Annotated in this window: 31 protein-coding genes and 1 pseudogene; 24 read left to right on the top strand and 8 right to left on the bottom strand. The window is 58.6% G+C overall.

Translation table 11 applies throughout. From position 1 onward, the window contains the following. The first annotated feature begins 16 nt into the window (after positions 1-16). Genes P0O24_RS04435 through P0O24_RS04385 form a run of 11 tightly spaced genes read left to right on the top strand, consistent with a single transcriptional unit; the run spans position 17 to position 7970 of the window. Positions 17-553, top strand: coding sequence for a V-type ATP synthase subunit K (locus P0O24_RS04435; protein ID WP_394356693.1), 537 nt, complete (start codon positions 17-19; stop codon positions 551-553). Between the two features lie 17 nt (positions 554-570). After that, positions 571-1206 (top strand): V-type ATP synthase subunit E, encoded by a 636-nt coding sequence (locus tag P0O24_RS04430; RefSeq protein WP_316968530.1) that lies wholly within the window; start codon positions 571-573, stop codon positions 1204-1206. Next, positions 1203-2378 (top strand): ATP synthase A1 subunit C, encoded by a 1176-nt coding sequence (gene ahaC / locus P0O24_RS04425; protein ID WP_316968529.1) that lies wholly within the window; start codon positions 1203-1205, stop codon positions 2376-2378. The genes P0O24_RS04430 and ahaC overlap by 4 nt, the downstream gene beginning before the upstream one ends. Continuing rightward, positions 2375-2701 (top strand): V-type ATP synthase subunit F, encoded by a 327-nt coding sequence (locus P0O24_RS04420; protein ID WP_316968528.1) that lies wholly within the window; start codon positions 2375-2377, stop codon positions 2699-2701. Before ahaC ends, P0O24_RS04420 begins: the two co-directional genes overlap by 4 nt. Positions 2702-2714: 13 nt before the next feature. Further along, a complete protein-coding gene (locus P0O24_RS04415; protein WP_394356689.1) occupies positions 2715-4478 on the top strand; it encodes a V-type ATP synthase subunit A in 1764 nt (587 codons plus the stop codon). A gap of 5 nt (positions 4479-4483) precedes the next feature. Next, positions 4484-5878 carry a V-type ATP synthase subunit B gene (locus P0O24_RS04410; protein ID WP_316968526.1) on the top strand — a complete coding sequence of 465 codons (1395 nt, stop codon included), beginning with the start codon at positions 4484-4486 and terminating at the stop codon, positions 5876-5878. 24 nt (positions 5879-5902) lie between these two features. Further along, on the top strand, positions 5903-6562 hold the full coding sequence (locus tag P0O24_RS04405) for a V-type ATP synthase subunit D (protein WP_316968525.1): 660 nt from the start codon (positions 5903-5905) through the stop codon (positions 6560-6562). A 9-nt stretch (positions 6563-6571) separates the two neighbouring features. After that, positions 6572-6958, top strand: coding sequence for a DUF22 domain-containing protein (locus P0O24_RS04400; RefSeq protein WP_316968524.1), 387 nt, complete (start codon positions 6572-6574; stop codon positions 6956-6958). Position 6959: 1 nt separating this feature from the next. Beyond that, positions 6960-7379 (top strand): DUF61 family protein, encoded by a 420-nt coding sequence (locus tag P0O24_RS04395; protein WP_316968523.1) that lies wholly within the window; start codon positions 6960-6962, stop codon positions 7377-7379. 16 nt (positions 7380-7395) lie between these two features. After that, positions 7396-7557: a hypothetical protein gene (locus P0O24_RS04390; protein WP_316968522.1), complete on the top strand. Its 162-nt coding sequence runs from the start codon at positions 7396-7398 to the stop codon at positions 7555-7557. Positions 7558-7577: 20 nt separating this feature from the next. Next, on the top strand, positions 7578-7970 hold the full coding sequence (locus tag P0O24_RS04385) for a hypothetical protein (protein WP_316968521.1): 393 nt from the start codon (positions 7578-7580) through the stop codon (positions 7968-7970). A gap of 328 nt (positions 7971-8298) precedes the next feature. On the opposite strand, the gene P0O24_RS04380 is transcribed toward P0O24_RS04385, so the two are convergent. The 4 genes from P0O24_RS04380 to P0O24_RS04365 are packed head-to-tail and all read right to left on the bottom strand — an operon-like array spanning position 8299 to position 10657. Further along, on the bottom strand, positions 8299-8820 hold the full coding sequence (locus P0O24_RS04380) for a GNAT family N-acetyltransferase (protein WP_316968520.1): 522 nt from the start codon (positions 8818-8820) through the stop codon (positions 8299-8301). A gap of 31 nt (positions 8821-8851) precedes the next feature. Continuing rightward, on the bottom strand, positions 8852-9619 hold the full coding sequence (locus P0O24_RS04375) for a hypothetical protein (RefSeq protein WP_316968519.1): 768 nt from the start codon (positions 9617-9619) through the stop codon (positions 8852-8854). 55 nt (positions 9620-9674) lie between these two features. Continuing rightward, positions 9675-10055 carry a hypothetical protein gene (locus P0O24_RS04370; RefSeq protein WP_316968518.1) on the bottom strand — a complete coding sequence of 127 codons (381 nt, stop codon included), beginning with the start codon at positions 10053-10055 and terminating at the stop codon, positions 9675-9677. A gap of 38 nt (positions 10056-10093) precedes the next feature. Next, on the bottom strand, positions 10094-10657 hold the full coding sequence (locus P0O24_RS04365; protein ID WP_316968517.1) for a hypothetical protein: 564 nt from the start codon (positions 10655-10657) through the stop codon (positions 10094-10096). A 226-nt stretch (positions 10658-10883) separates the two neighbouring features. On the opposite strand from P0O24_RS04365, the gene nikR reads away from it, so the two are divergent. Together nikR and P0O24_RS04355 are read left to right on the top strand one after the other, a co-directional pair. After that, on the top strand, positions 10884-11306 hold the full coding sequence (gene nikR, locus P0O24_RS04360; RefSeq protein WP_316968516.1) for a nickel-responsive transcriptional regulator NikR: 423 nt from the start codon (positions 10884-10886) through the stop codon (positions 11304-11306). Between the two features lie 43 nt (positions 11307-11349). Continuing rightward, entirely contained in the window at positions 11350-12066 is a 717-nt protein-coding gene (locus P0O24_RS04355; protein ID WP_316968515.1) for a fibrillarin-like rRNA/tRNA 2'-O-methyltransferase, read from the top strand. Positions 12067-12105: 39 nt separating this feature from the next. Here the strand turns inward: P0O24_RS04355 and P0O24_RS04350 are convergent, their stop codons facing one another. Continuing rightward, a complete protein-coding gene (locus P0O24_RS04350; RefSeq protein ID WP_316968514.1) occupies positions 12106-12882 on the bottom strand; it encodes a S24/S26 family peptidase in 777 nt (258 codons plus the stop codon). A 108-nt stretch (positions 12883-12990) separates the two neighbouring features. Between P0O24_RS04350 and P0O24_RS04345 the strand changes: the two genes are divergently transcribed. From P0O24_RS04345 to P0O24_RS04330, 4 genes are all read left to right on the top strand, one after another. After that, a complete protein-coding gene (locus P0O24_RS04345; RefSeq protein ID WP_316968513.1) occupies positions 12991-14661 on the top strand; it encodes a DNA-directed DNA polymerase II small subunit in 1671 nt (556 codons plus the stop codon). Positions 14662-14772: 111 nt separating this feature from the next. Beyond that, a complete protein-coding gene (locus P0O24_RS04340) occupies positions 14773-15468 on the top strand; it encodes a DUF1538 domain-containing protein (RefSeq protein WP_316968512.1) in 696 nt (231 codons plus the stop codon). Between the two features lie 8 nt (positions 15469-15476). Beyond that, a complete protein-coding gene (locus P0O24_RS04335; protein ID WP_394356692.1) occupies positions 15477-16190 on the top strand; it encodes a DUF1538 domain-containing protein in 714 nt (237 codons plus the stop codon). After that, the gene (locus tag P0O24_RS04330) at positions 16190-16645 is read left to right on the top strand and encodes a P-II family nitrogen regulator (RefSeq protein ID WP_316968510.1); all 456 of its coding nucleotides are present in this window, start codon (positions 16190-16192) and stop codon (positions 16643-16645) included. Before P0O24_RS04335 ends, P0O24_RS04330 begins: the two co-directional genes overlap by 1 nt. Positions 16646-16689: 44 nt before the next feature. On the opposite strand, the gene P0O24_RS04325 is transcribed toward P0O24_RS04330, so the two are convergent. From P0O24_RS04325 to P0O24_RS04315, 3 genes are read right to left on the bottom strand one after another with little or no spacing between them, the layout of a single operon-like run. Then, positions 16690-17745, bottom strand: coding sequence for a ketopantoate reductase family protein (locus P0O24_RS04325; RefSeq protein ID WP_316968509.1), 1056 nt, complete (start codon positions 17743-17745; stop codon positions 16690-16692). Between the two features lie 5 nt (positions 17746-17750). Beyond that, a complete protein-coding gene (locus tag P0O24_RS04320; protein ID WP_316968508.1) occupies positions 17751-18449 on the bottom strand; it encodes a DUF2953 domain-containing protein in 699 nt (232 codons plus the stop codon). A gap of 18 nt (positions 18450-18467) precedes the next feature. Further along, on the bottom strand, positions 18468-18920 hold the full coding sequence (locus P0O24_RS04315; protein WP_316968507.1) for a GerW family sporulation protein: 453 nt from the start codon (positions 18918-18920) through the stop codon (positions 18468-18470). A 299-nt stretch (positions 18921-19219) separates the two neighbouring features. On the opposite strand from P0O24_RS04315, the gene P0O24_RS04310 reads away from it, so the two are divergent. From P0O24_RS04310 to P0O24_RS04280, 7 genes and pseudogenes are all read left to right on the top strand, one after another. After that, complete coding sequence (locus P0O24_RS04310) at positions 19220-19873, top strand: hypothetical protein (RefSeq protein WP_316968506.1); 654 nt, start codon at positions 19220-19222, stop codon at positions 19871-19873. Positions 19874-20118: 245 nt separating this feature from the next. Next, positions 20119-20352: a FeoA family protein gene (locus P0O24_RS04305; protein ID WP_316968505.1), complete on the top strand. Its 234-nt coding sequence runs from the start codon at positions 20119-20121 to the stop codon at positions 20350-20352. Between the two features lie 81 nt (positions 20353-20433). Then, entirely contained in the window at positions 20434-21135 is a 702-nt protein-coding gene (locus P0O24_RS04300) for a FeoB small GTPase domain-containing protein (RefSeq protein ID WP_316968504.1), read from the top strand. Then, the gene (feoB, locus tag P0O24_RS04295) at positions 21135-22439 is read left to right on the top strand and encodes a ferrous iron transport protein B (protein ID WP_316968503.1); all 1305 of its coding nucleotides are present in this window, start codon (positions 21135-21137) and stop codon (positions 22437-22439) included. Before P0O24_RS04300 ends, feoB begins: the two co-directional genes overlap by 1 nt. A 12-nt stretch (positions 22440-22451) precedes the next feature. Then, a complete protein-coding gene (locus P0O24_RS04290; protein ID WP_316968502.1) occupies positions 22452-22874 on the top strand; it encodes a hypothetical protein in 423 nt (140 codons plus the stop codon). A gap of 159 nt (positions 22875-23033) precedes the next feature. Then, entirely contained in the window at positions 23034-23528 is a 495-nt protein-coding gene (locus P0O24_RS04285) for a metal-dependent transcriptional regulator (protein ID WP_316968501.1), read from the top strand. Between the two features lie 295 nt (positions 23529-23823). Further along, positions 23824-24022: pseudogene (locus P0O24_RS04280) on the top strand (IS1 family transposase); the annotation flags it as partial.

The raw sequence follows: 24022 nt of genomic DNA, 5'->3' as shown, positions 1-24022 counted from the left end.
TAGGGAGGATAAAAGCATGGATATAAGTACAGGTGTGGCTCTTGCCGCAGTGGGGGCTGGCATATCAATGGGCGCGGCCGCCATTGGTTCCGGTATAGGTGTTGGTATCGCCGGTGCCGCTGGTGCTGGTGCGATAGCAGAGGATCCGGGCAAGTTTGGAACGGCCCTCGTTTTTCAGGCACTCCCCCAGACTCAAGGTATCTACGGTTTTCTTGGAGCGGTGCTGATAATGATCGGTACGGGCATCCTTGGCGGTTTTGCGGCGTTTGAGTCGGCGGCCACGGCGTTGGCTGGAATAATGGATACCACCCCGGAGAATGCAGCGCTAATCATGGGTCTTGCCGCCGTCGGTGGTGGCTTATCCGTTGGGCTTGCAGGGCTTTCGGCTATCGGTCAGGGGATCACTGCAGCTGGTAGCATAGGGGCTGTCTCAAAGGAACCCGGAGCCTTTGGTAAGTGTATGGTCCTTACCGTCATGTCCGAGACATTTGCGGTCTTCGGGCTGCTGATAATGATCTTGATCCTGGTTGGTCTGAATCTCCTTGGTGCATAACTCTCGGGTGATGTATCATGGGTTCTGAAGGGGCCGATAAGATCGTTCATGAGATTGTCAGGATCACAGATGACCAGGTTGGGTTGATCCTTCAGGAAGCCCGGAAAGATGCCGATGAGATCCGAGGAGAGTCCGAGAAGAAGGCACATGCGAAGAAATCGGCAATACTGGCAAAGGGGCAGCAGCAGGCTGAGAGGGAACGTCAAAGGATCCTGGCAGACGCGAAGATGCATGTCAAGCGAGAGATATTCGATGTGAAGGAGGATCTCATAAAGAAGGCCTTTGGGGATGCGGAGGTACGGCTTAAGAGATTGGCAGATACTTCAGACTACGACGACGTTCTGAGAAGACTGATCGTGGAGTCTGGAGTTGTGGTGGGAGGCGGCCCTCTCGAAGTGCTAGTGAGAGAAAAGGATCGGGCCCTCCTCTCTGAGAAGGCTCTGGCAGATCTCGGCGAGGAGATCTCAAAGGCGACCGGTAAGGATACCACCCTTGAACTATCGGAGGAGGTCATAACCACCATCGGTGGAGCCGTCGTTCGCAGCAAAGGTGGCAAGATTGAGGCAGATAACACCATAGAGTCCAGGATCAGCAGAATCGGGAGTGAGTTACGGTTCAAGGTAGCTGAAATACTATTCGGGGGAGCATCGTGACACTAGAAGAGTTGGCCGCCAGCCTGGGCCTCCCTTCATTCGTGCTCCTATTCGCTATAGCGCTGGCCTTGGCTCTGGTTGTCGGTCTCATCATCCTTGTGCCGATCCTCCTCCGGGTGATCGAGATAGCAAACTACGCCTACTCGAATTCTCGGATCCAAGTGATGTCAAGCAGGATCATCCCGGAGGAGAAGCTCAGGGAGATGATCGAGGCGTCCTCTCTGGCAGAGGTAGTGGCGGCCTTGGAGCCGACGGATTACTCTCCATATCTGCATGATATGATGGAGGAGCGATCAGAGGCTATCGAGAGGGCGCTTAATAGACATACCGCCGATTCGTACAGAGAGGTGGCCACAATGGTGCCGATGAACTTGAAACCGATATTGTCCGTCCTCCTAAGGAAGTGGGACGTCTACAATATCAAGCTGATCTTTCGAGGGGTCTACGCTGAAAGATCTCCTGACGAGATTCGGGCTGATCTGGTGCCTGTGGGCGAGTTGGCACCATCAAAGATAAGCGAGCTGGCAGAGGCCAGAAGCTTGGAAGAGTTGGTTTCCAACCTCGATGGAACCCCTTATACTCGCTTGGCCGAATCTCTCCAACTCTTTGATCAGACCAGAAACCTCACAGTTCTCGAAGCGAGACTCGATAACATCCTTTATGAAGATGCTTGGAAGGATGTGACGAGTAAACCTATCGACGAGAACCTTCTCGCTCTGAAGAATTACCTGGCCACCAACATAGACGTTGTGAACCTGAAGTTCTTGTTCAGGGCGAAGAAGGATGGATTGACATCTGGAAGCATAGAGGGCTATCTGGTGCAGGGGGGCGGTCTCCCGGAGAGCTTGTTCAAGAGCATCCTCGAAGTAGATACAGTCGATAACGTCGTGGCAGCTCTTGAGGGGACGAAGTATTACCAGCCTGTTCTGGGAGCAGTTCCAGAGTACGAATCTACGGGATCGGTCCTCCCGATAGAGCTCGCCCTGGACGGTTTCCTGGTCCTGGTCGGCAAGAACATCTCAATCACACAGCCTTTCGGAATTGGTCCTGCGATCGGTTATCTCTCCATGAAGGAGATGGAGATCCGGAACGTCAGAACTCTTGCCAGGGGCATAGAGGCGGGCCTCTCTGCTGACGAAATACGCAATCTTATCATGAAGGTGGGGTCTTGAGCGCGTTGAAGATAGCCATTGTCGGCGACTCGGATACTGTGAGCGGTTTCAGGCTGGGGGGAGTGACTAGATCTTACGTGGTCAAAGTTGAGGAGCCGATCGATGCCATTCTCGCGGAGCTGATAGCCGATGAAATGGTTGGTGTGATAGCGATAACCGAGCGGTTGGCAGAAGCAAACCGTTCGGTCATAGATGAGGCTAACAAAGGCAAGAAGCGTGTCACTCCAATTCTGGTGGAGATTTCGGATAAAAACGGGCCGATCGTGCGTGAGGTAGATCCACTGAAGGCTCTTATCAAGAGCGCCATCGGAGTTGAGATTTAAGGAGGTATATCGTTTGAGCATTACAGGACGCATTTATAAAATTTCAGGACCTCTCGTTGTCGCCGAAGACGTAAAAGGTTGCGTCATGTACGAATTGGTCAAGATTGGAGCCATCGGCCTGATGGGAGAGACCATTCGGCTTGATGGCGATCGCGCCTATATCCAGGTCTATGAGGCCACCGAGGGTTTAAAACCAGGCGAACCGGTGGAGACGACGGGGTCGCCGCTGACGGCGGACCTTGGCCCTGGGATCCTGAAAAACTTCTACGATGGGATCCAGAGACCTCTTGAGGGATTGAGAGAAGCGGCTGGAGATTACATCACCCGTGGGCTGACCGTGCCCCCTCTAGATCCCAACACGGTTTGGGATTATAAAGCCGTCGCTTCGGAAGGCTCTTCTGTTGAGGTGGGAGACGTTCTCGGTACAGTGCCCGAGACTAAGGTCATTACGCACAGAGTTCTCGTCCCCCCTGGGATCAGCGGAAAGCTGACAAAGGTGCGTGAGGGAAAACTCCATGTAACCGACGTCGTAGCAACCCTCACCAAAGAGGACGGGAAAGAGGTCGATCTCACCATGTCGCACCGGTGGCCCGTAAGGGTGGCGAGACCCTATAAAAAGAAGCTGGATCCCTTCGTGCCCCTGCTTACCGGTCAGCGGATTTATGACACCTTCTTCCCTCTGGCGAAGGGAGGTTCTGCGGCCATTCCGGGCGGGTTTGGCACGGGCAAGACGGTATCTCAGCATCAGCTTGCCAAATGGGCCGATTCTCAGGTGGTCGTTTATGTAGGATGCGGTGAACGCGGAAACGAGATGACTGAGGTTCTGGATACTTTCCCGCTTCTGGACGATCCCACCACCGGCGAGAAGTTAATGGAGCGGTCGACGCTTATAGCCAACACCTCTAACATGCCGGTCGCCGCCAGAGAGGCGTCGGTCTATACGGGGGTTACCCTAGCCGAGTTCTATCGTGACATGGGCTACGACGTGGCGGTGATGGCGGACTCGACGTCGCGCTGGGCAGAGGCTATGAGAGAGGTTTCGGGTAGGCTCGAAGAGATGCCCGGCGAAGAGGGGTACCCAGCATATCTTGCGTCAAGAGTGGCTGATTACTACGAGAGGAGCGGACGTGTGATTACTCTTGGATCTGGAGAGGAAAGGTTGGGTTCCGTCTCCCTGGTGGGTGCAGTCTCTCCACCGGGCGGTGATCTTTCAGAGCCAGTATCACAGAACACGCTCCGCGTCGTCAGCGTCTTCTGGGCTCTCGACTCGACGCTGGCAGACAGGCGACACTTCCCAGCCATCAACTGGCTTCGAAGCTACTCTCTTTACCTAGACGTGCTTGCCGATTGGTACAAGAAGAACGTTTCAGAGGACTTCCACGAGATTCGGACTAATATGATGGTTCTTCTTCAAAAAGAGGCGGAACTCCAGGAGATCGTGCAGCTCGTAGGCGCGGATGCCTTGCCGGAGAGGGAACGGCTGGTGCTGGAAGTCTCCAGGATGGTGAGGGAGGATTATCTCCAGCAGAACGCGTACCACGAAATAGACTCATACTGCTCCAAGGAGAAGCAGTTGATGATGGCAAGGACGATCCTGGCCTTCTATGACAGGGCATTGAAGGCGATGGATGCTGGGGCATCTATCGCGAAGATTGAGACCGTCCAGGTGAAAGATGAGATAGCTAGGATGAAGTATGTGCACAATACGGAATTTCCAGAGCGGTACGAATCGATGCTCAAGGCGATCGAGAGCCAGTTCTCTGCACTGGAGGGGTAGATCAGATGACAAAAACCACAACTCGTGAATATACAACCGTAAGAGAGGTGGCAGGTCCCCTCATGGTGGTAGAAGGCGTTGAGGGCGTAGCGTATGGTGAGATAGTAGATGTGGTCTTACCCGATGGCAGCACAAAGCGGGGTCAGGTGCTGGAATCTCGAAAGGGCGTCGCTGTGGTTCAGGTCTTCGAGGGGACCAGCGGTATCGATACGCTCTCGACAAAGGTGAGGTTCACCGGGGACATTATGAGGATGCCGGTGTCGCTGGACATGATGGGCAGAATCTTCGACGGCCTCGGCAGGCCCATAGATGGGGGTCCCGATATCATCGCCGAGGAGTACCTAGACACAGCGGGCGCTTCCATAAATCCCACAGCCAGAGCCTTTCCAAACGAGTTCATCCAGACGGGGATCTCGACGATCGATGGGAATAATACGCTTGTACGCGGCCAGAAGCTTCCCATCATGTCTGGCGCAGGATTGCCGCACAATGATCTGGCGGCACAGATAGCGCGACAGGCCAAGGTTCGCGGCACTGAGGAGCCTTTCTCGGTGGTCTTTGCAGCCATGGGTATCACCCACGAAGAGGCGAGCTTCTTCATGAGGGATTTCGAGAGAACCGGTGCTCTCGAGAGAATAGTCGCCTTCATCAACCTCGCAGATGACCCTGCCATAGAGAGGATCATAACCCCAAGGATGGCTCTCACCGCAGCCGAGTACCTCGCCTATACCTGCGATATGCATATCCTGGTGGTGCTGACGGATATGACGAACTACTGTGAGGCTCTCCGAGAGATATCCGCCGCAAGAGAAGAGGTTCCCGGGAGGAGGGGATATCCTGGTTACATGTACACCGACCTCGCGACCCTTTACGAGCGCGCTGGTAGAGTCAGAGGTGCCAAAGGTTCGATAACTCAGGTTCCGATACTAAGCATGCCTGACGACGACATCACCCATCCGATACCCGATCTGACCGGCTATATCACAGAAGGCCAGTTCGTGCTGAGTCGAGAGATGCACCGAAGGGGGATCTATCCTCCTGTGGACATTCTGCCGAGCCTCTCAAGGTTGATGAACGAGGGGATCGGTCCGAAGAGAACACGGGAGGACCACTCCGGCGTATCGAACCAGCTTTATGCCGGGTATGCCGAGGGGCGTGATATGAGAGATCTTGTGGCGGTGGTTGGGGAGGAGGCTCTCTCAACGAGAGACCGGCTTTATCTCAAGTTCGCAGATCGCTTCGAGAAAGAGTATGTGACCCAGGGAAGGGACGAGGACAGGACCATCGAGCAGACCCTCGATCTTGGGTGGGAGCTGTTGACAGATCTGCCCGAGGGTGAGCTCAAGAGGATCGACGAGAAGTACATCAAGACGTATCACCCAAAGTACAAAACCGCCTAGCTTTCTGAAAGGGGGTTCAATTAGATGGCAGATATCATCGAGGGGATAAGCCCTACCAGAATGGAACTCTTGAAGCTGGGGCGAAGAATAAAGCTCGCCGAGAAGGGGCATAAACTCTTGAAAGAGAAACGCGATGCTCTGGTCTCCGAGTTTTTGGATGTAGTTCAAAGGGTACAAGAGTCGCGTGACAGAACAAATAAGAAGCTTGAGGAGGGTTTCAAGGATCTGTTAATGGCCCAGGCGGTGATGGGCTCAGATGCTGTATGGCAAATCTCTCAGGTCACAGGTCAAGAGATCGAAATTGACGTGGACACGATGAACATCATGGGTGTAAAAGTTCCGATGATCGTCATCGAGGATTATAAAAGAGACATGATCGATAGGGGGTACGGCTTTGCAGATACCTCCTCAAAGTTGGACGACGCAGCCAGAAGCTTCGAGGAGGCCATCGGTGAAGTGATAAAGCTGGCCGAGGTGCAGAAGAGCGTGGAGAGCCTGGCAGGTGAGGTGATCAAGACGAAACGGAGGGTGAACGCTCTGGAGTACATCGTTATACCCCGCCTCAAAGCTACGGCGATTCACATTAGAATGCGGCTTGCCGAGATGGAGAGGGAGAACTTCACCCGTCTCAAGAAGATAAAAGCCGCGATCGAGGCTGGGGAGGAGGGAGCCGAGGCAGCCTGAGGTGAGAATATGCCTGTCATAACTCACAGGGTAAAGAAAATAATAGAAGAGATCGACGAAAAGGCGAGGGAGCCTTTTGACTTCGCTCTCAAAGGGATTTGCCATATCGATTATCTGATCGCTGAGGAGGATAAAGACTTCAGTTCAGGGGACGCAAAGCCGGTGAAGATAAAGAAAGTGGTGATCCCTCGAAACACCATCCTGCTTATAAGCCCTTACGGTCGGCACGGGATCGGTCAGGTGATAAGCATCGGCGAGGTGATAGCGATGCCGGTCGAATTGGATCGTTCGGCGGATCACGCGCTATTTGTGGCAGGGGTGGACGGATCGGTAAAAAGAGAGGAGCTCATAGGCGTCATGATGCTCATCCCCATAATCCCGCAAATAAGGAGGTGAAATGGACCCGGAATCGAGGGTCTTAGCTAAGCTGGTTAGATCGCTGAACGATCATCTTCCGGCGGAGCGAAAGACCCTCGGAGAGCTATTGAGGGAGGAGAAACCCCGAGTAGTCTGTCGGGATGGATCCGCCCATAGGATCAGGAGGGAGGAGATCGAGGCGATCAATGGGATCGTGGGGTCGAAGTGGGGAAAGGAGGCCGAAAGGCTGAAGCTTCCCATCCTGATCGAAATGGCTCCTGATTACGGCCGTTCTGCCGCCAGGATAAGGGGGCGGGTATACTGCGACGTCGTGCAGGCGATCCTCGGCGAGGAGCGGAAGACCACTGATGAGATGGTGATATTTAGGCCCGACATAAGGAGGCTGAGAAGAGAGCTCCCATCGGCCAGCCAGTACGCGTTCCTCATTTCCACGTCATGAAAAGGAGGGGTGGTTTGTGCATGATGATTATTATCTGGAACGGATGTTGAATAAGAAGGATGTTCGGGTCAAGATCTACTTCATCATATGGATCGCCTCCATCTGTGCTACAATCTCGCTCTTCATCGGGGGCGCCTACATGGTCTATCTTGCGATCCGCTACATCGGATTGATTTAGGCGTCGGCGAGGGAGATACGATGGTCGAGGCGAGTGGATACATATTCCAGGATGTTGAGGCGCTTTTAACGGTGGCAAAAGAAGCGATCACGGAGGCCGAGATCGAGAGGCCGGATCCGGGGGCGTATGACCGTTATCGAGAGTCTCTGAACAGCTCCATGAAAAAGCTGGACGAGATCTCTTCGAGATACAGGGACGATGCCGAGGCGCATCTCATCAGAATGAAGCTCGCCGAGTTCCTGAAAGAGCTCGATTCCGGCGATCTCTCCCCCGAGATTGAAGCAGAGCATCTTGATGGGATTATAGAACGGGTCCATCACATTGTCGAGTGGAGGAGGCTCTCAATGGCGTCGGGACGTGATCTCTCTCTGAAGTCACGGCGCAGGACCAGAGAGGATGTCCAGAAGCGGTAATTTGGGGAGTATATCCCCGCACGGTAAAGAGTTCTCGAGACTTTTGAGGTCGGATAAAGATGAATCGCGATGAAAATATGATTCTATTTGGCATAGCTGGCTTAATAATCAGTTATATTTTATATATTCAAGATCATATATTATTAAGTGCTTTGGCGTTCACAGCTACTGTCGTCATAGGCCTGATATGGGGTGCGTTGTATCTCAGGAAGAAGAACATGGGATGAAATTGCAGTTGTATTATCCGCTCGATCCTTATCAACCTCTACCCAAATTCGGCGCTGATCTGAGGGCAACAGCCCATCCGGTTCAGCGCCTCTTCATACTTTTACACGGCCTCGTCGAACTCCTTTCGATAGCTTGCGATCCCTGATGCCCCCACCATCGCCGTCTTGTTCAGGATGAGGATCATGAAGGCCTCGTCGGGGACCTCCGGCCACTGGCTGTGGATGTCGTAGCGGGAGGCCCTCTCGAAGCCGAACCGGGGGTAGTACTCCGGGTAGCCGAGGACGATGATGAAGGGGCATCCCCTCTCCCTCAGCATCTTTATCCCGTTGTGGATGAGGAGGGAGCCGATCCCCTGCCCCTGCCATCCCGGGAGGACGGCCATCGGCGCAAGCCCCATCCCCATGACCGCGGGGGTCGCCCCCTCTCCTCCGATGGAGGCGGGGCTGAAGAGGATGTGGCCCAACACTTCGTCCCTGTGCACCGCCACCAGGGATAGGAGGTCTGGGCAGTTCTCTCGGAGCCGGTCGACGACCTCGGCCTCGGCCGGCTGGCGGAAGGCGGCGTCGTTGACCCGCCGGATCGCCTCGACGTCCTCGGGGTGCTCTTCTCGGATGATGATCATCTATTCACCTGGGGGGTCAAAATTCGAAAGCTCAGAGCTCAAACCCCGGCTCCGCCGCGACGGCCGCCAGGAGCTCCTCAGCTGCCGCCATCTCCTCGACGCCTCCATCGACGGCGAGCCAGACGGCCCCTTCAGCGCCGGAGACGCCGCCGGCGGCCACGAGCTCCGCCTTCGCCCCTGTGAGGAGCTCGATCGCCTCGATCTCAGAGAAGACCTCGCCGGATACCGGAAGGAGCCGCGGCCCCTGGGCTCCGGGGGCGTTCAGCCTCGCCGCCAGGTCGTCGAGGTCGCAATAGACCCGCTTCTCGAGCCCCACGGGGAGGATCAGCCTGACCCGGCGGCCCACCACCGCCTGGAGGGCGAGGCCGATGGTCCCTCCTCTCGGATGGCCGATGAGGACGGCGGCCCGCTTCGCCCAGAGGTCCAGGGAGTTGGCGCCCTTGACTATGACGTCCCCTTCCTTGAGCTTGTTCACCACGTTGAGGATCGTCTTCCCTTTCTGCCAGCGGCCGCTGACGATGACCACGTCTCCGGGAAAGCCGGACATGTCGTGGAGCATCCCGTCTTCGTCGGTGGGGAGCCATGGCGGGAGGGTTATCCCCCGGAAGAACCTATCTCGCGAGAACCCGTTGAATTGTCCGATCTTCGCGAGGATCTCTTCTGCGACGTATCCGTTGGTCGTCCCGGCGATGATGACGATGGTTCTCGATTCGAGGGCGGCTTCGATGGCGGGGTGGCTCGCCATCGCTCTGCCGATAAGTCGTTTTCCTGCTGCTGGGGAGAGGACGAAGGATCTCATGGCGTTATCTTCTCTTCCATGAAAGAAAATTGTTGTGCTTTGGGCTGACGCCAGCTCACCCCTCGGGGGCGTCCCGGTGGCTGCCGGTGATCCTCCGGTCGATCCCCCTCGGCGCCAGATACCACCTCCCCTTATGCCGTCCCATGTATTCGAGGGCCTCGGGGTAGCCGTCGAATGATAGGCACTCGCCGCCGTCGAGATTGAGGAGGATGAGGGCGCCCTCTCCTGCGTCGCCCCTCTCTCGGGCGGCCTTCAGGGCGGCCTCGATCTCCTGGCGCCGATGGCTCCTCTTTCGCGCCCCCAGGGCCTCCATCTCCCGGGAGATCTCGTCCTCGTCGACCTCGTAGAGATCTTCTTCGGCGGCCTCATCTCCTGCCGGCTCCTCTCCGGCCAGCTCATCCCTTCGCTCTCCTCTGCCTTCCTCTTCCAGCTCCATATCATCGTCCCTCTCTCATCTTCAGATCTATCATCTCTTCAGATCTTAGCCGGCTCTCCCTCGTCGGCGGCCCAGCAGAGGAACTCCGTCGAGGGGAACTCGTGGATGGTGGTGGCGACGATCTTGCCCTGGCCGAACTTCCCGACGACGAGGACGGCCCTTCCCCGCTCGTCGGTGAGGGCGGTCGAGAACCCCTCTCCTGGGACGAGGTAGCCGTCGCATTCCGCGGCCTTCGCGTCGACGAGGGCGGTGCAGGGGTGGTCAGATGCCGGGACGAGATCGGCGCTCCGGTAATCGCCGACGTATTTGAGGGGGAGGGGGAGCCATTCGTAGTCATGCTCGGGGACCAGGGGGCCGAAGACGGTGACGACCCCCCCTCTCTCCAGGAACTCCGCGATCCTGGACTTGGCGGCCCGGAGGGCGGGGAGGGCCCTGGAGTACTGGGGGTTGGCGAAGCCCGTCGGTATCATCACCATCCTGAACCGGGGGAGGAAGGGGCTTCCCAGGATCTCGGGCTTGACGAACTGGTGCTCCCTTCCCGTCTCCGCCAGGAGCTTATCGAAGAGGAAGGTCTTCTCGCCGATTATCGCTATATCTGCCATCTCTGAAGGCCCTTCTTCTCAGCTGGTCTAAAGCTTTTATGCCGCAGACCTCCTCACCTCACCTTTGATCCTCACCCCACCTTTGATCCTCGCCCCACCTTTGATCTCTGGCTTTCCTCTGATCTCTCCTCTTCCCTTGATCTCCCACTTCGTCCTATTTATTCAGAATCTGTGCCAATAGATTTATTACTATATATGACTCTAATCTAGGTCAGAGGTTATATTTATGGAACAGGAACTGATGAGGATTGGGGTCTCTCTTCCGGAATCGCTCTTGACCAGGTTCGACGGTATAATCGAGCAGAGGGGCTACTCATCCCGGTCTGAGGGGATCAGGGACGCCATCAGAAACTACATCGTCCACTACGAGTGGATGAGCGACGTCAAAGGGGACCGGGTCGGGGTGATCACCATGGTCTACTCTCATCACCAGAGGGGGCTTGTGGACGCCCTCACCAACATCCAGCATGAGTTCACTGATATCATCCAGTCTACCCTCCACGTCCACCTGGACCACGAGAACTGCCTCGAGATCGTCACCCTCAGGGGCGAGGGGCAGGAGGTCAGGAAGGCGGCGGAGAAGATGATGGCCCTCAAAGGGGTCAAGCACGTCAAGCTGACGACCACCTCCCTGGGCCACGAGCTCTGAACGAGGAGCAGAAGATCAAAAGGCTGATGGTGGGAGGTCGCAGGTGAGCTGGACCGAAAAAGGGGCGGCTTTGAGTTTGCAGGTCTCGGAGCCTTCCATCGGAATTTACTTCTTGGACCATTTTGGCGAGACGAGGGTGGCGACCCGCCCCAAAGTTCCCGTTCCCGTTTACGGCGAGAGGATCGTCGACGGCCTTCGCATCTGGGACCCTTACAGGAGCAAGCTCGCAGCTCTCATATTGAAGGGCCGTCTCGCCGGCTGCCTTGAGGCGCTCATCGATGATCTAAACCTATCCCCCGACTCGAAGGTCCTCTACCTCGGCGCCGCCACCGGGACGACGGCAAGCCACGTCAGCGATCTCGTCCCCACCGGCCTCGTCTACGCTGTGGAGTTCTCGCCGAGGTCGATGCGCGACCTTCTGGTCCTCTGCGCGGCCCGCGACAACATAGTACCCCTCCTCGAAGACGCCTCCTCCCCCGAGAGGTACGGGCCATTTCTGGAGCCCGCGGACCTCGTCTATCAGGACGTGGCCCAGAGGAACCAGGCGGAGATCGCAAATCGGAATGTCGCCCGTTATCTTAAGCCCGGAGGAGCCCTCGTCCTGATGATCAAGGCGAGGTCCATCGACGTGACGAGGGACCCAAAAGAGGTGGCGAGGGAGGAGGTCGGGCGGATTGCGGGGGTCGAGGTTATCTCCACCACCGACCTTCGACCCTACCACCAGGACCACTGGGCTGTGGTGGCGAGGAGGCGGGCCTAGGTCCTGCGGTGGGCCCGTCCGGCGATGGCGGTTCGGATTCTAGCTCAATAGCTCTCTTATCTCGTTTCCTATGATGTTCGGAAGGAGCCTCACGTATCCGACGACGGGCACCCTGAAGCGGGCGACGCCTATAACCCAGTCCTCGTGAACGGGCATCAGATAATTTATGCCGAAGATGACGTAGGTCTCGTCCCCCCGCCTTATGAAGGTGTACCCGAACTCGTGGTCGAGGTAGGTCCCCGCCCCCACCTCTTCGATCATTCCCTTGGCCATCTGCTCATTGAAGTAGCTCTCCCTGACGACGCCCAAAAGCTGGCCAGCGTTCTGATCTATCTCTGAGTTGTTGTCCCCCTTGGTGATGTATCCTGCGAAGGGCGCCTCGGGTCCCCCCTCCCACATCGGCTCTCCCGCGTCGACCCAAGCCATAGCCCTGTGGATGACGGGGGTGGCCTTATCCGGGGGATAGGGCCTGCGGAGGAATATATGGGCCACCTGGTCGGTGAGGGTCAGCTTCTCCTTCCCGTAGGGCCTGTAAAGGATGACGTTTCCCGGGTTGTTGAAGGTGGTGTAGCCTTCTGCCTCACCCTCCTCCCAGGTGACGACCTCCGTTCTGGAGGCGCCCTGGATGACGATGATATCCCCCACCTTCATGTTGGGGTGCATGCTCCCCGACTCCACCGCCACCATCGGCGTCCAGACCCCCAGGGTCGCCTGAGAGAATATGGAGATGGCGGCCACCACCGCGGCGACGAATAAAAGGTCCCGGAGAAAGCCCTGGATCTTCCCTTCTCCTCTGAGCCACTCTACGAGTTTCATCGTGGCCCTCTATCCGCACCCTACCGATATAACCGTTTTCTGTCCCCACCCCTCCGATGGTCCAAGTAGCACCCTTTATCTAAAGGCTCTGGCCATAATGGGGTATCGATGCAGGAGATCGTCCAGAGGTTCGCCGAGGAGGGGTACATGATAGATCCCGAGGCCCTGGAGCTGATCGCTTCCTATCCCGGCCCCTGCGAAGAGCTGGTGGAGGGGGTGATCGCGGGGCTCGATAGATCTACGCTGGTGGTGGGGGCGCCGGAGGTCCGGTGCTGCCCCCGCTGGACGGTGGTGGCGGGGGGCGACGGCGGCTCCCCTCACAGGATGCCTTCGGATCTGAAGAGGCATGATTCCGTTCGGCGCCCTCCCTCTGAGCAATCGATCCCACGCCGTCCTCCGTCTCCGGCAGGTCCGCCGACACCACCCTCCTGTGCCATCCCACCGCCCCGAACGGGAGCGTCCGTGACCTTCGAGCCCCGAGGCGACCTCGAGGTTCCTCATTCTGCCGTCGCCGCTCGTTCTGAAGCCGTCTCTCCCCTCCGATGGGATGGAGCCCTCCCAAAAGCTCCCGTCTCTTCATCCCTCGAGGGGCTCTACGACATCACCGGCAGGTCCACCTGCGTCGGTGAGTATCGGGACTTCGTCCGGTACTTTAGGGACCGATACTCGAAGATCAGGGAGATCCTCTCGGGAAGGATGAACGCCAGGCCCATCGAAAGCCTGAGACGGGGCGTCGCCGGGAGGGAGATCTCCATCATCGGGATGGTGATGGACGTCAGGACGAGCGCCAAGGGGAACCGGGTGGTGGAGCTGGAGGACCCCACCGGGACGGTGACGGTGATCTTCTCGAAGGGCGCCCCGGGGTCGGAGGAGGTGGGGACGATCGTCCCCGACGAGGTGATCGGCGTGACCGGGACGACGGATGGGAAGGGGAGGTTCTTCGCCAAGACCCTGGTCCAGCCCGACCTCCAGGCCCGGTCTTCCATCGCCACCGGAGAGGGAGGCGCCCTCCTCCTATCGGATGTTCACGTCGGGTCCACCTACTTCATGGAGGAGGCCTGGGAGAGGTTCATCGGCTGGATCCGGGGGGAGGCGGATGACCCCCTGGGGATCGCCTCCAACGTGAGGTACGCCGTCATCGCTGGAGACCTCGTCGACGGCATCGGCATATATCCAGGACAGGAGGGGGACCTGGCGATAAAGGATGTCGTGGAGCAGTATGGCCGGGCGGCGGAGCTGTTGAGCGAGATCCCTGAGAGGATAAAGATCATCTTATCCCCCGGAAACCACGACATGGTGAGGCAGGCGGAGCCGCAGCCCGCCCTACCCGATTCCCTTCGGGATCTCTTCAAAAAGAACGTAACCTTCGTCGGAAACCCGGCGGCCTTCAGGCTTGGGGGAGTCGAATGGCTCGTCTATCACGGCAGATCGATAGACGACCTGGTCCCCAAGATCCCGGGTCTATCCTACGCCGAGCCGCAGAAGGCCATGGTGGAGATGCTGAAGAGGAGGCACCTGTCCCCCATATACGGCAACCGGGTCTCGATAGCCCCGGAGGTGGAAGACCACCTGGTCATCCAGAGGCAGCCGACGATCCTCCACTGCGGCCACGTCCATACCGTCGGGATGACCCGCTACAAGGGGGTGACGGCGATAAACAGCGGCACCTGGCAGGGGCAGACGGACTTCCAGAAGAAGATGAACATCCAGCCGACCCCCGCCATCGTACCCTACATCGACCTGTCCACCATGCGGGCGAGGAGGCTGATATTCGATTGACAGTCTAGGTGGTGATAGATGGGCCAAACGAGGCGGGATCAGATGCGGATATGTTGATATATCATCGAGGTCGACGCTGGATGAGAGCAGTCGAGCCGGAGGAGTTTCGCCATGAGGGAGATTTTTAAGGACGCGTTGAAGGAGGTGGTCCAGTCGATAGTCCCCATAAGCCTCGTCGTCCTCCTGATCCAGCTCTTCCTCATCGGGTCTCCGGCTGATAAGATCGCCACATTCCTTTTGAGCGTCGTCATGGTGGCCCTCGGCTTCTCCTTCTTCCTGATGGGGGTGAAGATCGGGATGCTTCCTATGGGGGAGGCGATAGGCGGGGAGCTCGCACAGCGGGGATCGATCATCTTTCTCGTCGTGGTGACGTTCATGATAACCTTCCTCGCGACGGTGGCAGAGCCGGACGTCAGGGTCCTCACCAGCACCATAACCGCAGTATCCGGAGATCTCATCTCCAGGTCCGCCCTCATAATCTCCATAGCCTTAGGCGTGGGGATCTTCGTCGTCTTATCGATGCTCAGGATCGTCTACAACGTCCCCATCCAGTACCTCTACGCCGCCAGCTACCTTCTGGTCATCGTCCTATCCTTCTTCACCCCTCCCGACTATCTCGCCATATCCTTCGATTCGGGGGGGGTGACCACCGGCCCCATGACCGTCCCCCTGATCCTCGCCCTCGGGACGGGGGTGGCTTCGGTGATGGCCGGAAGGTCCGCCTTATCTGACGGCTTTGGGCTCATCGGGTTCGCCTCCATCGGCCCCATCCTGGGCGTTATGCTCCTGGGGGTGTTTTTGAGTTGATCGGCGCGATGCTGGACGTCCTGAGACACGCCTTCATCGACGTCCTCCAGGCGATAATCCCCCTGGTCCTATTCTTCCTGGTATTCCAGGTCTTCCACCTCCGTTATCCCAGGCGTCAGGTAATGAAGCTCCTTTTGGGTATGGCATTCACCGCCGTAGGGATGATCCTCTTCTTATCGGGGGTCTTCCTGGGCTTCCTCCCCACAGGACAGGATATGGGCCGGTTCTTTGGGAGCTACGAAGAGAAGTGGGTATTAATATCCGTCGGCGTCCTTCTAGGCTTTCTCGCCACCTTCGCAGAGCCTGCGGTGAGGGTCCTCTGCTATCAGGTGGAGAAGGCCTCCACCGGGTACATCAAGTACAGCCTCATGCTCTATACCCTATCCCTGGGGGTGGCGGTTCTGGTGGGCATCGGCATGGCAAGGATCATTTATGGGATCCCGCTATCTTATATAATAATACCAGGATACCTTCTTGCCATCCTCCTCCTCTTCGTCAGCGACAGGGACTTCATAGGTATCTCCTTCGATGCGGGGGGCGTGGCTACGGGCCCCATGGCGGTGACGTTCCTCATGGCCGTGGCCATCGGGGCGGCGTCGATGATGGAGCGGAGCGATCCTCTGGTCGACGGCTTCGGCCTCATCGCCCTCATCGCCCTCGCTCCTATAATCTTCGTATTGTCTTTGGGCGTTTTAATCAGGTTGAGAAAGGGTGATGACTGATGAAGTGCGAGACAGATCTCTCCCTCATCATCACCATAGTGAAGAAGGGTTGGGGTGATGAGATCCTCTGCGCCTCCATGGATGCGGGCGCAGAAGGCGGGACGATCCTCTTTGGAAGGGGAGTCGGTATCCGCGAGCATAAGAAGCTCTTCAACATCATGATCGAGCCGGAGAAGGAGGTGGTCCTGACCGTCGTATCCAACTGCGAGGCCGATCGGGTCCTAGAATCGGTCGTCGAGGCCGGAAAGCTCCAGGAGCCCGGAAAGGGGATAGCGTTCCTCGTATCCATCGATAAGCTCCTGGGCAGGGCGCATAAGGTGGCGGAGGCGGACCCGCCGGCGGTCAAAGATGGGTCTGTCGAGGAGGAGCCCCTCGAAGAGGTGCCCCCAGTAGGAGAAGAGTCCCCGGAGGAGACCGCCTCCGAGGTTGAAAAGGAGGGGAGGACTCCAACCTGATGGGGCCAGCGCTCCTTCGGATGGGATGACGAGGGGTCGGGGGCTTACCCCCCATCCCTAGCCTTCGAGGGGCTCTTCGCCTCCATGAACTTCACCATCTTGTATAGCGTCCAGTTGACGGGCGTCGGGAACCCTGCCTCCTCCCCGAGGCGGACGACGGCGCCGCTGAGGGCATCGATCTCTGTGGGCTTTCCTGCCCGGATGTCCTGGAGGGTCGAAGACTCGTGGCTCGCCGTCGGAGGCAGCAGCCTCTCGTGGAAGAAGACGATGTACTCTTCGGGGGTCGACCAGTGGGTCTCGTATCCCGCTGCCTCCATCACCGAGAAGATCTCTCTTATCACCGCCTCCATCAGCTCCCTTGAGGCCCCCACCTCTGCGAGGTCGCCATAGGGGACGCCGAAGATGGCGCCCAGCGGGTTCAATGCGCAGTTGTATAGCATCTTCGCCCAGAGGTCCTTTCCCACCACCTCCACGACCTCCGTGGGGATGCCGCCCCTGGATATCGCCTCGGCGAGGGGGACCATCGGCGCGAGGTCCGCATCGAAGAGGCTTCCCAGGTGGATCGGGTCGGCGTGGACGGTGACGTCGACGACGTTCTCCTTCTTCCTCTGAAACCCTGTGATCACCCGGGCGCTGTAGATCTGATCTCTTTGAAAATGTTCATTGAAGATCTCGGCGTTCCCCCAGCCGTTCTGGAAGAGGACGACCTTCCCCGCCGGGGCGAGGATCTCGGGGCGGCGGGAGAGGTCTGCGGCGGCTCCCTCGGAGCCGTGGGACTTGGTGGCCACGAGGACGTAGTCGTAGTTGTAGCGGCGATCGAGATCGAAGCTTCCGTTTTGGCGCAGTAGCCTCTCTTCCCCGAGGAGTTCGTCTAAAGAGGCATAAGCCCCAAACTCTTCGGGACCGAACTCGAAGGAGCCGAAGATACCGGTCCTTACAAGGCCCTCCCTCCTCAGGGCCGAGACCGTCCCCTCCCGAGCGATTATATCGACCTCTTCGCCAGAGGAGATCAGACAGCTGGCGATCCCCAGGCCTACGGCGCCGCCCCCGTAGATTAGAGCCCTCATCCTTCTCTCTCCGAGGGCCCCTTCAAGCTCCATCTACTTCACCTCTTCTCCCGCCAGGCTGAGGCCGCCCTCCACCCCGCCCGCCAGGTGGGGGGCGAGATGAGGAACCGGGCGAAGGGCGGGACGATCCTTATGGGGACGATCCGGATCATTCCCTCTGCAGACCCCGCCACCACTTCCTCGGCGAAGTTGGGAACTATCCTCGCCCTCACCGGTGCCAGCGCCTCCAGGGGAGCGAGGGCGGCCGTCAGGAGGCCGACTGCCTCCCCCGTCTCCGCCGGGTCGGAGAGGCCGATCATCATATCGATGGAGAGGGTCCGGACCTGAAGGGTCCCCAAGAGCCCCCTCAAGAGGCGGGCCAGGTTTCCGAGAAAGCCCTCGGTCCTCAGGAGCTGGAGGCCGATCCTCGAAGGGCTCTGCCCCTCTCCTTCTTCCCCTTCTTCTTCCCCTTCTTCTTCGCCTCCTTCTCCTTCTTCTTCAAATCCCTCCTCATCTACCCCTCTGCCCACCATTTCCTCCTCGCCGTCGCCTTCTTCTGAGCCCTCCTCCCCGGAGGAGGTGAAGACGACTCTATGAAGGCGGCCGAAGAGCCAGCCTATCTTAATCCTCGTCTCGGGGCGATCCCCGCCTACCGAGACCCTCCCCTCCAGATCGATGGGGACGAGGAGGAGGCAGAGCGATATGAGAAGGAGGATGAGGGCTGCAAGCCCCGGATCCGGGATCGAAAGATGGATCATGGCGAGGCTTCACCCTGCTCAATCCACCTTGATCTCCTTTCCCTTCTCCTTTCCCTTCTCCTTTCCTCTGCCCTTCCCCTCTCCCTCCTTCTCTTCAGCCTCTTTCTCCTTCTTCTCCTCCCTCCCCTCTTCCCATTCCTCTATCTCCTTTTTGATCAGCTGGGGGACCTTATCTGCCAGCTGTTCGATGATGGAGCCGCCCCCCTTCCGGACCGGCTCCACCCGGACGGCGTCCTCCTCGATGACGATGACGGCGATGGGCTTCATCCCGAAGCCTCCCCCAGCGCCGCCTCCCATCCCCTCGTCCCCCTTGCCCGAGCCCGCACCGACACCGAAGCCGGCGCCGACGCTCAAAAGGGGTATCACCGTCTTTCCTCCCGCGGTGATCGGCTCGCCGATGACGGTCTTGCTGGCGAGGAGCCTCTCCATCTCTCCGATGGTGGCCTTCAAGAGAGCTTCAATTTCGGTCATAGTTCATCTCCGGATAGGTGTAGTCCTGACCGATTAAAAACTTTTTCGATGAAGTGGTGCAAGAGGGTTGGGGGTGGGTTGGCCGCCTGAAAATTGCTGACAATTTGCAGCGATCGGCCGGCACGGCCCGATGATCTCGGGCTGGCGCAAAGGTCAAATATCCAAAACGCCTCTAAAAATGTGGTGATGACCGAATCGAAGGAGATCGGCCATCCCTTGATTTGAGGGGGGTAAATATGAGAATTAGCGCGCAAGTTTGTATTGCCACGATGATCTGCCTGATTTTAGCGGCCTCTCCAATGATCTGCGGAGCGGATGAAGAGGGCGGGATCGCCGCCACGGGCGAGTCTGAGATCCTGGCCGGATCCAGCGTCAGCCTGGCGATGGACGACCTGCGGGCCCGGGACGATCGGGTCCAGAAGGCGGACCAGTATCTTGCAAGCATGGGCTTCACGCCGGCGACGGAGGATACGGCGGATAACTTCTTCGGGATTAAGCACGCCTACTCCGGGCAGCCGGAGGGGGCAGATGCCGAGCAGAGCTACGAGCTCTACCTCCAGGAGTACTCCAACCCCGCCTCGGAGATGACCGCCGCCGTCGGCAGGATCGTCCTGAGGGACTCGGCGGGGACCTACGCCAGCACCTACACCTTCATCCTGGAGGCTCCGAAGGCCGACGTCTCCTCGATCCGGGAGTATTACGTCGGGGGGTCTCCGGGGAAGCTCGAGATCGGAGAGGCGAATAGCTGGTGGACCTGCATTCTGGGGCAGCTGCCCGCCGTCGGCGAGGAGTGCGGAGATTCGATCGACAGATGCAGCCCGGCCACCTCCATCGTCGGCTACATCGGCTGCGTCGCCACCAACTGCGGTCTTGCCTTCTCCAGCGCCTCGATCTGCTGCAGCTGCGGCTGCGCTCGATGGTGCAGCTGGGCTTACGGATGCTGCCGGATGTGATGGGAGGACTATCTGATATGGGACCCGGGACCGCGGCCCGGATCTTGCGGGCAAACGGCGGACGCCTCCGGGGCCGCCGAACCTTTTTTAGCCGGAACTTATAATTTTCTCCGCCTCGTTCGGATTATCCTCTGGAATCTAACATATTTCGGGATACCAATTTCTCCACCTAACGGCATAAGTCAGCTCTCACCCGGATAGAATATAGCCTTCGGAACGGTCCGATGGGCCTAAGGGGAGAAAGAATGGCAAAGAAGCGGCTACACGAGATGGAGAGGGGCGAGAGGGGTATGGTTATAGAGATATCTCCAGGCGGCTCCCTCCGCCAGAGGTTGATGGACATGGGGATGGTGAGAGGATCAGAGGTCGAGATGGTGAGGCGCGCCCCCCTCGGCGACCCCCTGGAGTTTCTCCTAAGGGGGTACAGGCTCACCCTGAGGAGGGGGGAGGCGGCCAGGGTCTTGCTGGAGGTGTCCTAGCCTGAGCCGCTTTGCAGCCGCCGCCTCCGGGGGGATCTACACGAATATTCATTCGTACGCGGCCATGGGAGCTGACCGTCGATGAAGACGGTGGCGATCATCGGAAACCCCAACGTCGGAAAGACCGTCCTCTTCAACGAGCTCACCGGGATGAAGCAGCACGTCGGCAACTGGCCGGGAGTGACGGTGGAGAAGAAGACGGGTCGATTTCTCTTCGGTGGCGTCGAGTTCCAGGTCGTCGACCTGCCCGGGACCTACAGCCTCACCTCCAGGGCCAAGGACGAGCTGATCAGCAGGAACTTCATCGTCGAGGAGAGGCCGGAGGTGGTGGTGGACATAGTCGATGCGACGAACCTTGAGAGGAACCTCTACCTCACCCTCCTCCTCCTGGAGCTGGAGGCGAACCTGGTGGTCGCCCTCAACCGGTGGGATATGGCCAGGGAGAGGCGGATCTCCATAGACGTCGAGAAGCTCTCGGCGATCCTGGAGTCGCCCGTCGTCCCCATCGTCGCCACCACAGGGGAGGGGCTCGATCTGCTGAAGGAGGCGATCCTCGCCGCCTCAAAGGGGAAGGGCAGAAAGAGGGATCCGGCGATAGGATACGGCGATGATGTGGAGGAGGCCATAAACGAGGTCGAAGAGGCGATCCGGGGAGATCCCCTCCTCTCCGGGTACCCGACCCGATGGCTGGCCATAAAGGCTCTGGAAGGCGATGGCGAGGTGATGGGGCTGCTGGAGGCGAGCCGAGATCGGGACGAGATCATGGTCAGGGTGAGAAGGTGATGGCTGAGCCGTCGGGAAATGATATGGCCGAGGTCCTCGCCGAGAGGAGGTACCAGGCGATATCCAAGATCATGGAGGCGTCCGTCTCCAGGGGCGAAGGGAGGTGGACCCGGACCGAGATCTTCGACCACGTCTTCCTATCCCGGGCCCTGGGGCTTCCCATCTTCCTGGCCCTCCTCTGGGCGGTCTTCACCTTCACCTTCACCCTCTCCGAGCCCTTCATGGTGGGCACGGAGCTCCTCTTCGGATGGATGGGGGATCTCGCGGCGGCAGGTGTAGAAAATTCCCGCATCGCCTCCTTCGTCGCTGCCGGGATATTCGGCGGCCTCGGCTCGGTCCTGGTCTTCGTCCCTCCGATATTCATGCTCTTCTTCGCCCTCGCCATCTTGGAGGACAGCGGCTACATGGCAAGGGCCGCCTTCCTGATGGACAGGGTGATGCAGAGCCTGGGCCTTCACGGCCGCTCCTTCATACCGATGATGATGGGCTTTGGCTGCAACATCCCGGCGATCATGGCCGCCCGGTCCATCGACGGCGAGAAGGAGAGGATGATCACAATCCTCATATCCCCCCTCATCAGCTGCGGGGCGAGGCTGCCCGTCTACGTCCTCATCGCCGGAGCCGTATTCGGGACGGGCTTTGCGGGGACGGCGATCTTCTCCATATACCTCCTGGGGATCGCCCTTGCGATAATCATGGCCCTCGTCTTCCGAAGGACGCTATTTCGAGGAGAGCCGTCCCCCTTCCTCCTGGAGCTTCCCCCTTACGCAGTCCCGGGGGCTAAGACGGCGATCCTCCACATGTGGGCGCGGGGGAAGTGGTTTCTCGTAAGGGCGGGGACGGTCATATTTGGGACCGTCCTCGTCGTCTGGTTCCTCGCCGCCCACCCCTGGGAGGCGACGGCCGGCGGCGTATTGATCGAGAACTCCTACATCGCAGCCCTGGGCCACCGGTTGGAGCCGCTCGTCAGCCCCTTCGGATGGGACTGGATGGCGGCTGTAGCCCTCCTCTTCGGCCTCCTCGCCAAGGAGGTGGTGGTGGGGACCTACGGGATCCTCCTCGGGTCAGAAGAGGGGGCCCTCGGAATGTCCCTGGTCACCCTGGGGCTCTTCACCCCCCTTTCCGGCTTCGCCTTCATGGCCTTCGTACTGATATACGCCCCCTGTTTCGCCGCCGTGGTCACCATCGCCAGGGAGATGAATTCATACCGGTGGGCCGCCTTCGCCGCTGCATATCTTTTCGCCCTGGCCTTCATCGTCTCCGGCCTGATAGTAGGGGTTGGCGGGCTCCTTGGGTTTTCGTGAGGTGGTATGGTGATGGATGCGGATTATAGCAAAGAGACCGGCAGGATCCTCGGTATAGGCGCCTCGATTCTGGGGGCGGCGGCCCTCGCCGTAGGCCTCCTGGAGATCTTTGGCGGATGGGGAGGTGCGATCCCTGAAGATCAGTTCGGTGGCCTCGTCCTGATGGTGACGGCGGCAGCCTATCTCCTGGGGGTGAAGGGCGCGGTTTCTGGGAGGTACGAGGGGCTCTCTTTCATCGTGGGGGGGCTATTTCTCACCGCCGTCTTCGGGGTCCTGTATCTTTTGACGGCCGGGGCGGAGGCTCTCATGTACCTCCTGGGAGAGGCGGAGGCCTTCCCCGGGATCTTTGACCTGCGCCCCGAGTTCTGGATCTTCCTCCTCTCCCTGCCCCTGGCCCGGAGGGTGAGGCGGCTGTTGGCGGGGATGGCCTGGTGATCCATGGTGAGGGGAGGAAGGGGTGTGGTGTTGTGGGGGTGCATCCGTTAGGTTATGACCATCAAGCCTAAATACGTTAGGTGCACCGATACCTCAGCCCTTCGGATAGCCTGATCCAAACCCCAACCTGAGGACGGGGCCGAAGGGCGGCGGGATATCATGACGAACAGACTATCCAGGAAGGCGGAGGACTACCTCGAGGCGATCTACGGCATATCCCAGGAGAAGGGATACGCCAGGATCAGGGACATATCCAGCGAGCTATCGATCCGCCCCCCCAGCGTCGTCGAGATGGTCAAGAAGCTCGACGGGATGGGTTATGTCGTCCACAAGAAGCAGGAGGGGGTCTATCTCACTCCCATGGGGGAGGAGGTGGGCAGGGTGATAAAGGACCGGCACGAGACGATAAAGGCGTTCCTCGTCCTCATCGGCGTTCCCGGGCCGGTCGCCGACAAGGACGCCTGCGTCATGGAGCATAAGCTCGACCCCAAGACGGTAGAGCAGATCAAAAATCTCGTCAAGTTCGTCGAGGAGGGGCCGGACCGCCCCGTCTGGTTGGACCACTTCGACGCCTTCTGCAGGACCGGAGAGCACGTCTGCGAATCTGAGAAACCCCTGCCCCGCAGGAGGGCGGCGGAGACGTCCGTCGAATGAGGTCCTCCCGCATACGCCTTTCTCGCCCGGATTTGCCGCCGGATCTTGCGCCCTTCTAAAGGATGGGCCGAGGGCCATCGAAGGATCGCCGACACGTTTATCATTCATTCCTCGAAACCTCTCCATTGGAGGGCGAAGGCGAATTGACGGCACCGCAGGCGATGGTAGTGAACCAGCAGTGAGTTGATGTTATTTATACTATTACGTTCTATCTCATTGTGGGTGTAGCAAGATGGGTCGAAGAGGTCCAAAACCTGGATTCAATGATGTTGCATGTTCTAACGAGGATTGTGACTTGTACGGAATTGCAGGCAAAGGAAATGTATTAGGTAACGGCACATACAACACGAAGAGTGGCAGGGTGCAAAAGTATATCTGTCGCACATGTGGCAGAGTTTTTTGTAGCAGAACCAACACCGCGTTCTACGATCTAAGGACAGAGGAAGAAAAGATACTGCTAGCACTTAAGCTGGTCTTGAAAGGAATGAGCCTCC

Source organism: Candidatus Methanocrinis alkalitolerans (genome assembly GCF_029167205.1).
In the GTDB taxonomy this organism is placed as follows: Archaea; Halobacteriota; Methanosarcinia; order Methanotrichales; family Methanotrichaceae; genus Methanocrinis; species Methanocrinis alkalitolerans.
Note: the sequence above shows the minus strand (reverse complement) of the source record. Positions and strands in the feature narration are given on the sequence as shown.

What these genes read in the sequence shown, in the direction of transcription:
- P0O24_RS04435 (WP_394356693.1), top strand. Translation starts at nt 17, where the DNA reads ATGGATATAAGTACAGGTGTGGCTCTTGCCGCAGTGGGGGCTGGCATA.
- P0O24_RS04430 (WP_316968530.1), top strand. Translation starts at nt 571, where the DNA reads ATGGGTTCTGAAGGGGCCGATAAGATCGTTCATGAGATTGTCAGGATC.
- P0O24_RS04410 (WP_316968526.1), top strand. Translation starts at nt 4,484, where the DNA reads ATGACAAAAACCACAACTCGTGAATATACAACCGTAAGAGAGGTGGCA.
- P0O24_RS04405 (WP_316968525.1), top strand. Translation starts at nt 5,903, where the DNA reads ATGGCAGATATCATCGAGGGGATAAGCCCTACCAGAATGGAACTCTTG.
- P0O24_RS04400 (WP_316968524.1), top strand. Translation starts at nt 6,572, where the DNA reads ATGCCTGTCATAACTCACAGGGTAAAGAAAATAATAGAAGAGATCGAC.
- P0O24_RS04395 (WP_316968523.1), top strand. Translation starts at nt 6,960, where the DNA reads ATGGACCCGGAATCGAGGGTCTTAGCTAAGCTGGTTAGATCGCTGAAC.
- P0O24_RS04385 (WP_316968521.1), top strand. Translation starts at nt 7,578, where the DNA reads ATGGTCGAGGCGAGTGGATACATATTCCAGGATGTTGAGGCGCTTTTA.
- P0O24_RS04380 (WP_316968520.1), bottom strand. Translation starts at nt 8,820, where the DNA reads ATGATCATCATCCGAGAAGAGCACCCCGAGGACGTCGAGGCGATCCGG.
- P0O24_RS04375 (WP_316968519.1), bottom strand. Translation starts at nt 9,619, where the DNA reads ATGAGATCCTTCGTCCTCTCCCCAGCAGCAGGAAAACGACTTATCGGC.
- P0O24_RS04370 (WP_316968518.1), bottom strand. Translation starts at nt 10,055, where the DNA reads ATGGAGCTGGAAGAGGAAGGCAGAGGAGAGCGAAGGGATGAGCTGGCC.
- P0O24_RS04365 (WP_316968517.1), bottom strand. Translation starts at nt 10,657, where the DNA reads ATGGCAGATATAGCGATAATCGGCGAGAAGACCTTCCTCTTCGATAAG.
- nikR (WP_316968516.1), top strand. Translation starts at nt 10,884, where the DNA reads ATGGAACAGGAACTGATGAGGATTGGGGTCTCTCTTCCGGAATCGCTC.
- P0O24_RS04350 (WP_316968514.1), bottom strand. Translation starts at nt 12,882, where the DNA reads ATGAAACTCGTAGAGTGGCTCAGAGGAGAAGGGAAGATCCAGGGCTTT.
- P0O24_RS04345 (WP_316968513.1), top strand. Translation starts at nt 12,991, where the DNA reads ATGCAGGAGATCGTCCAGAGGTTCGCCGAGGAGGGGTACATGATAGAT.
- P0O24_RS04340 (WP_316968512.1), top strand. Translation starts at nt 14,773, where the DNA reads ATGAGGGAGATTTTTAAGGACGCGTTGAAGGAGGTGGTCCAGTCGATA.
- P0O24_RS04335 (WP_394356692.1), top strand. Translation starts at nt 15,477, where the DNA reads ATGCTGGACGTCCTGAGACACGCCTTCATCGACGTCCTCCAGGCGATA.
- P0O24_RS04330 (WP_316968510.1), top strand. Translation starts at nt 16,190, where the DNA reads ATGAAGTGCGAGACAGATCTCTCCCTCATCATCACCATAGTGAAGAAG.
- P0O24_RS04325 (WP_316968509.1), bottom strand. Translation starts at nt 17,745, where the DNA reads ATGGAGCTTGAAGGGGCCCTCGGAGAGAGAAGGATGAGGGCTCTAATC.
- P0O24_RS04320 (WP_316968508.1), bottom strand. Translation starts at nt 18,449, where the DNA reads ATGATCCATCTTTCGATCCCGGATCCGGGGCTTGCAGCCCTCATCCTC.
- P0O24_RS04315 (WP_316968507.1), bottom strand. Translation starts at nt 18,920, where the DNA reads ATGACCGAAATTGAAGCTCTCTTGAAGGCCACCATCGGAGAGATGGAG.
- P0O24_RS04310 (WP_316968506.1), top strand. Translation starts at nt 19,220, where the DNA reads ATGATCTGCGGAGCGGATGAAGAGGGCGGGATCGCCGCCACGGGCGAG.
- P0O24_RS04305 (WP_316968505.1), top strand. Translation starts at nt 20,119, where the DNA reads ATGGCAAAGAAGCGGCTACACGAGATGGAGAGGGGCGAGAGGGGTATG.
- P0O24_RS04300 (WP_316968504.1), top strand. Translation starts at nt 20,434, where the DNA reads ATGAAGACGGTGGCGATCATCGGAAACCCCAACGTCGGAAAGACCGTC.
- feoB (WP_316968503.1), top strand. Translation starts at nt 21,135, where the DNA reads ATGGCTGAGCCGTCGGGAAATGATATGGCCGAGGTCCTCGCCGAGAGG.
- P0O24_RS04290 (WP_316968502.1), top strand. Translation starts at nt 22,452, where the DNA reads ATGGATGCGGATTATAGCAAAGAGACCGGCAGGATCCTCGGTATAGGC.
- P0O24_RS04285 (WP_316968501.1), top strand. Translation starts at nt 23,034, where the DNA reads ATGACGAACAGACTATCCAGGAAGGCGGAGGACTACCTCGAGGCGATC.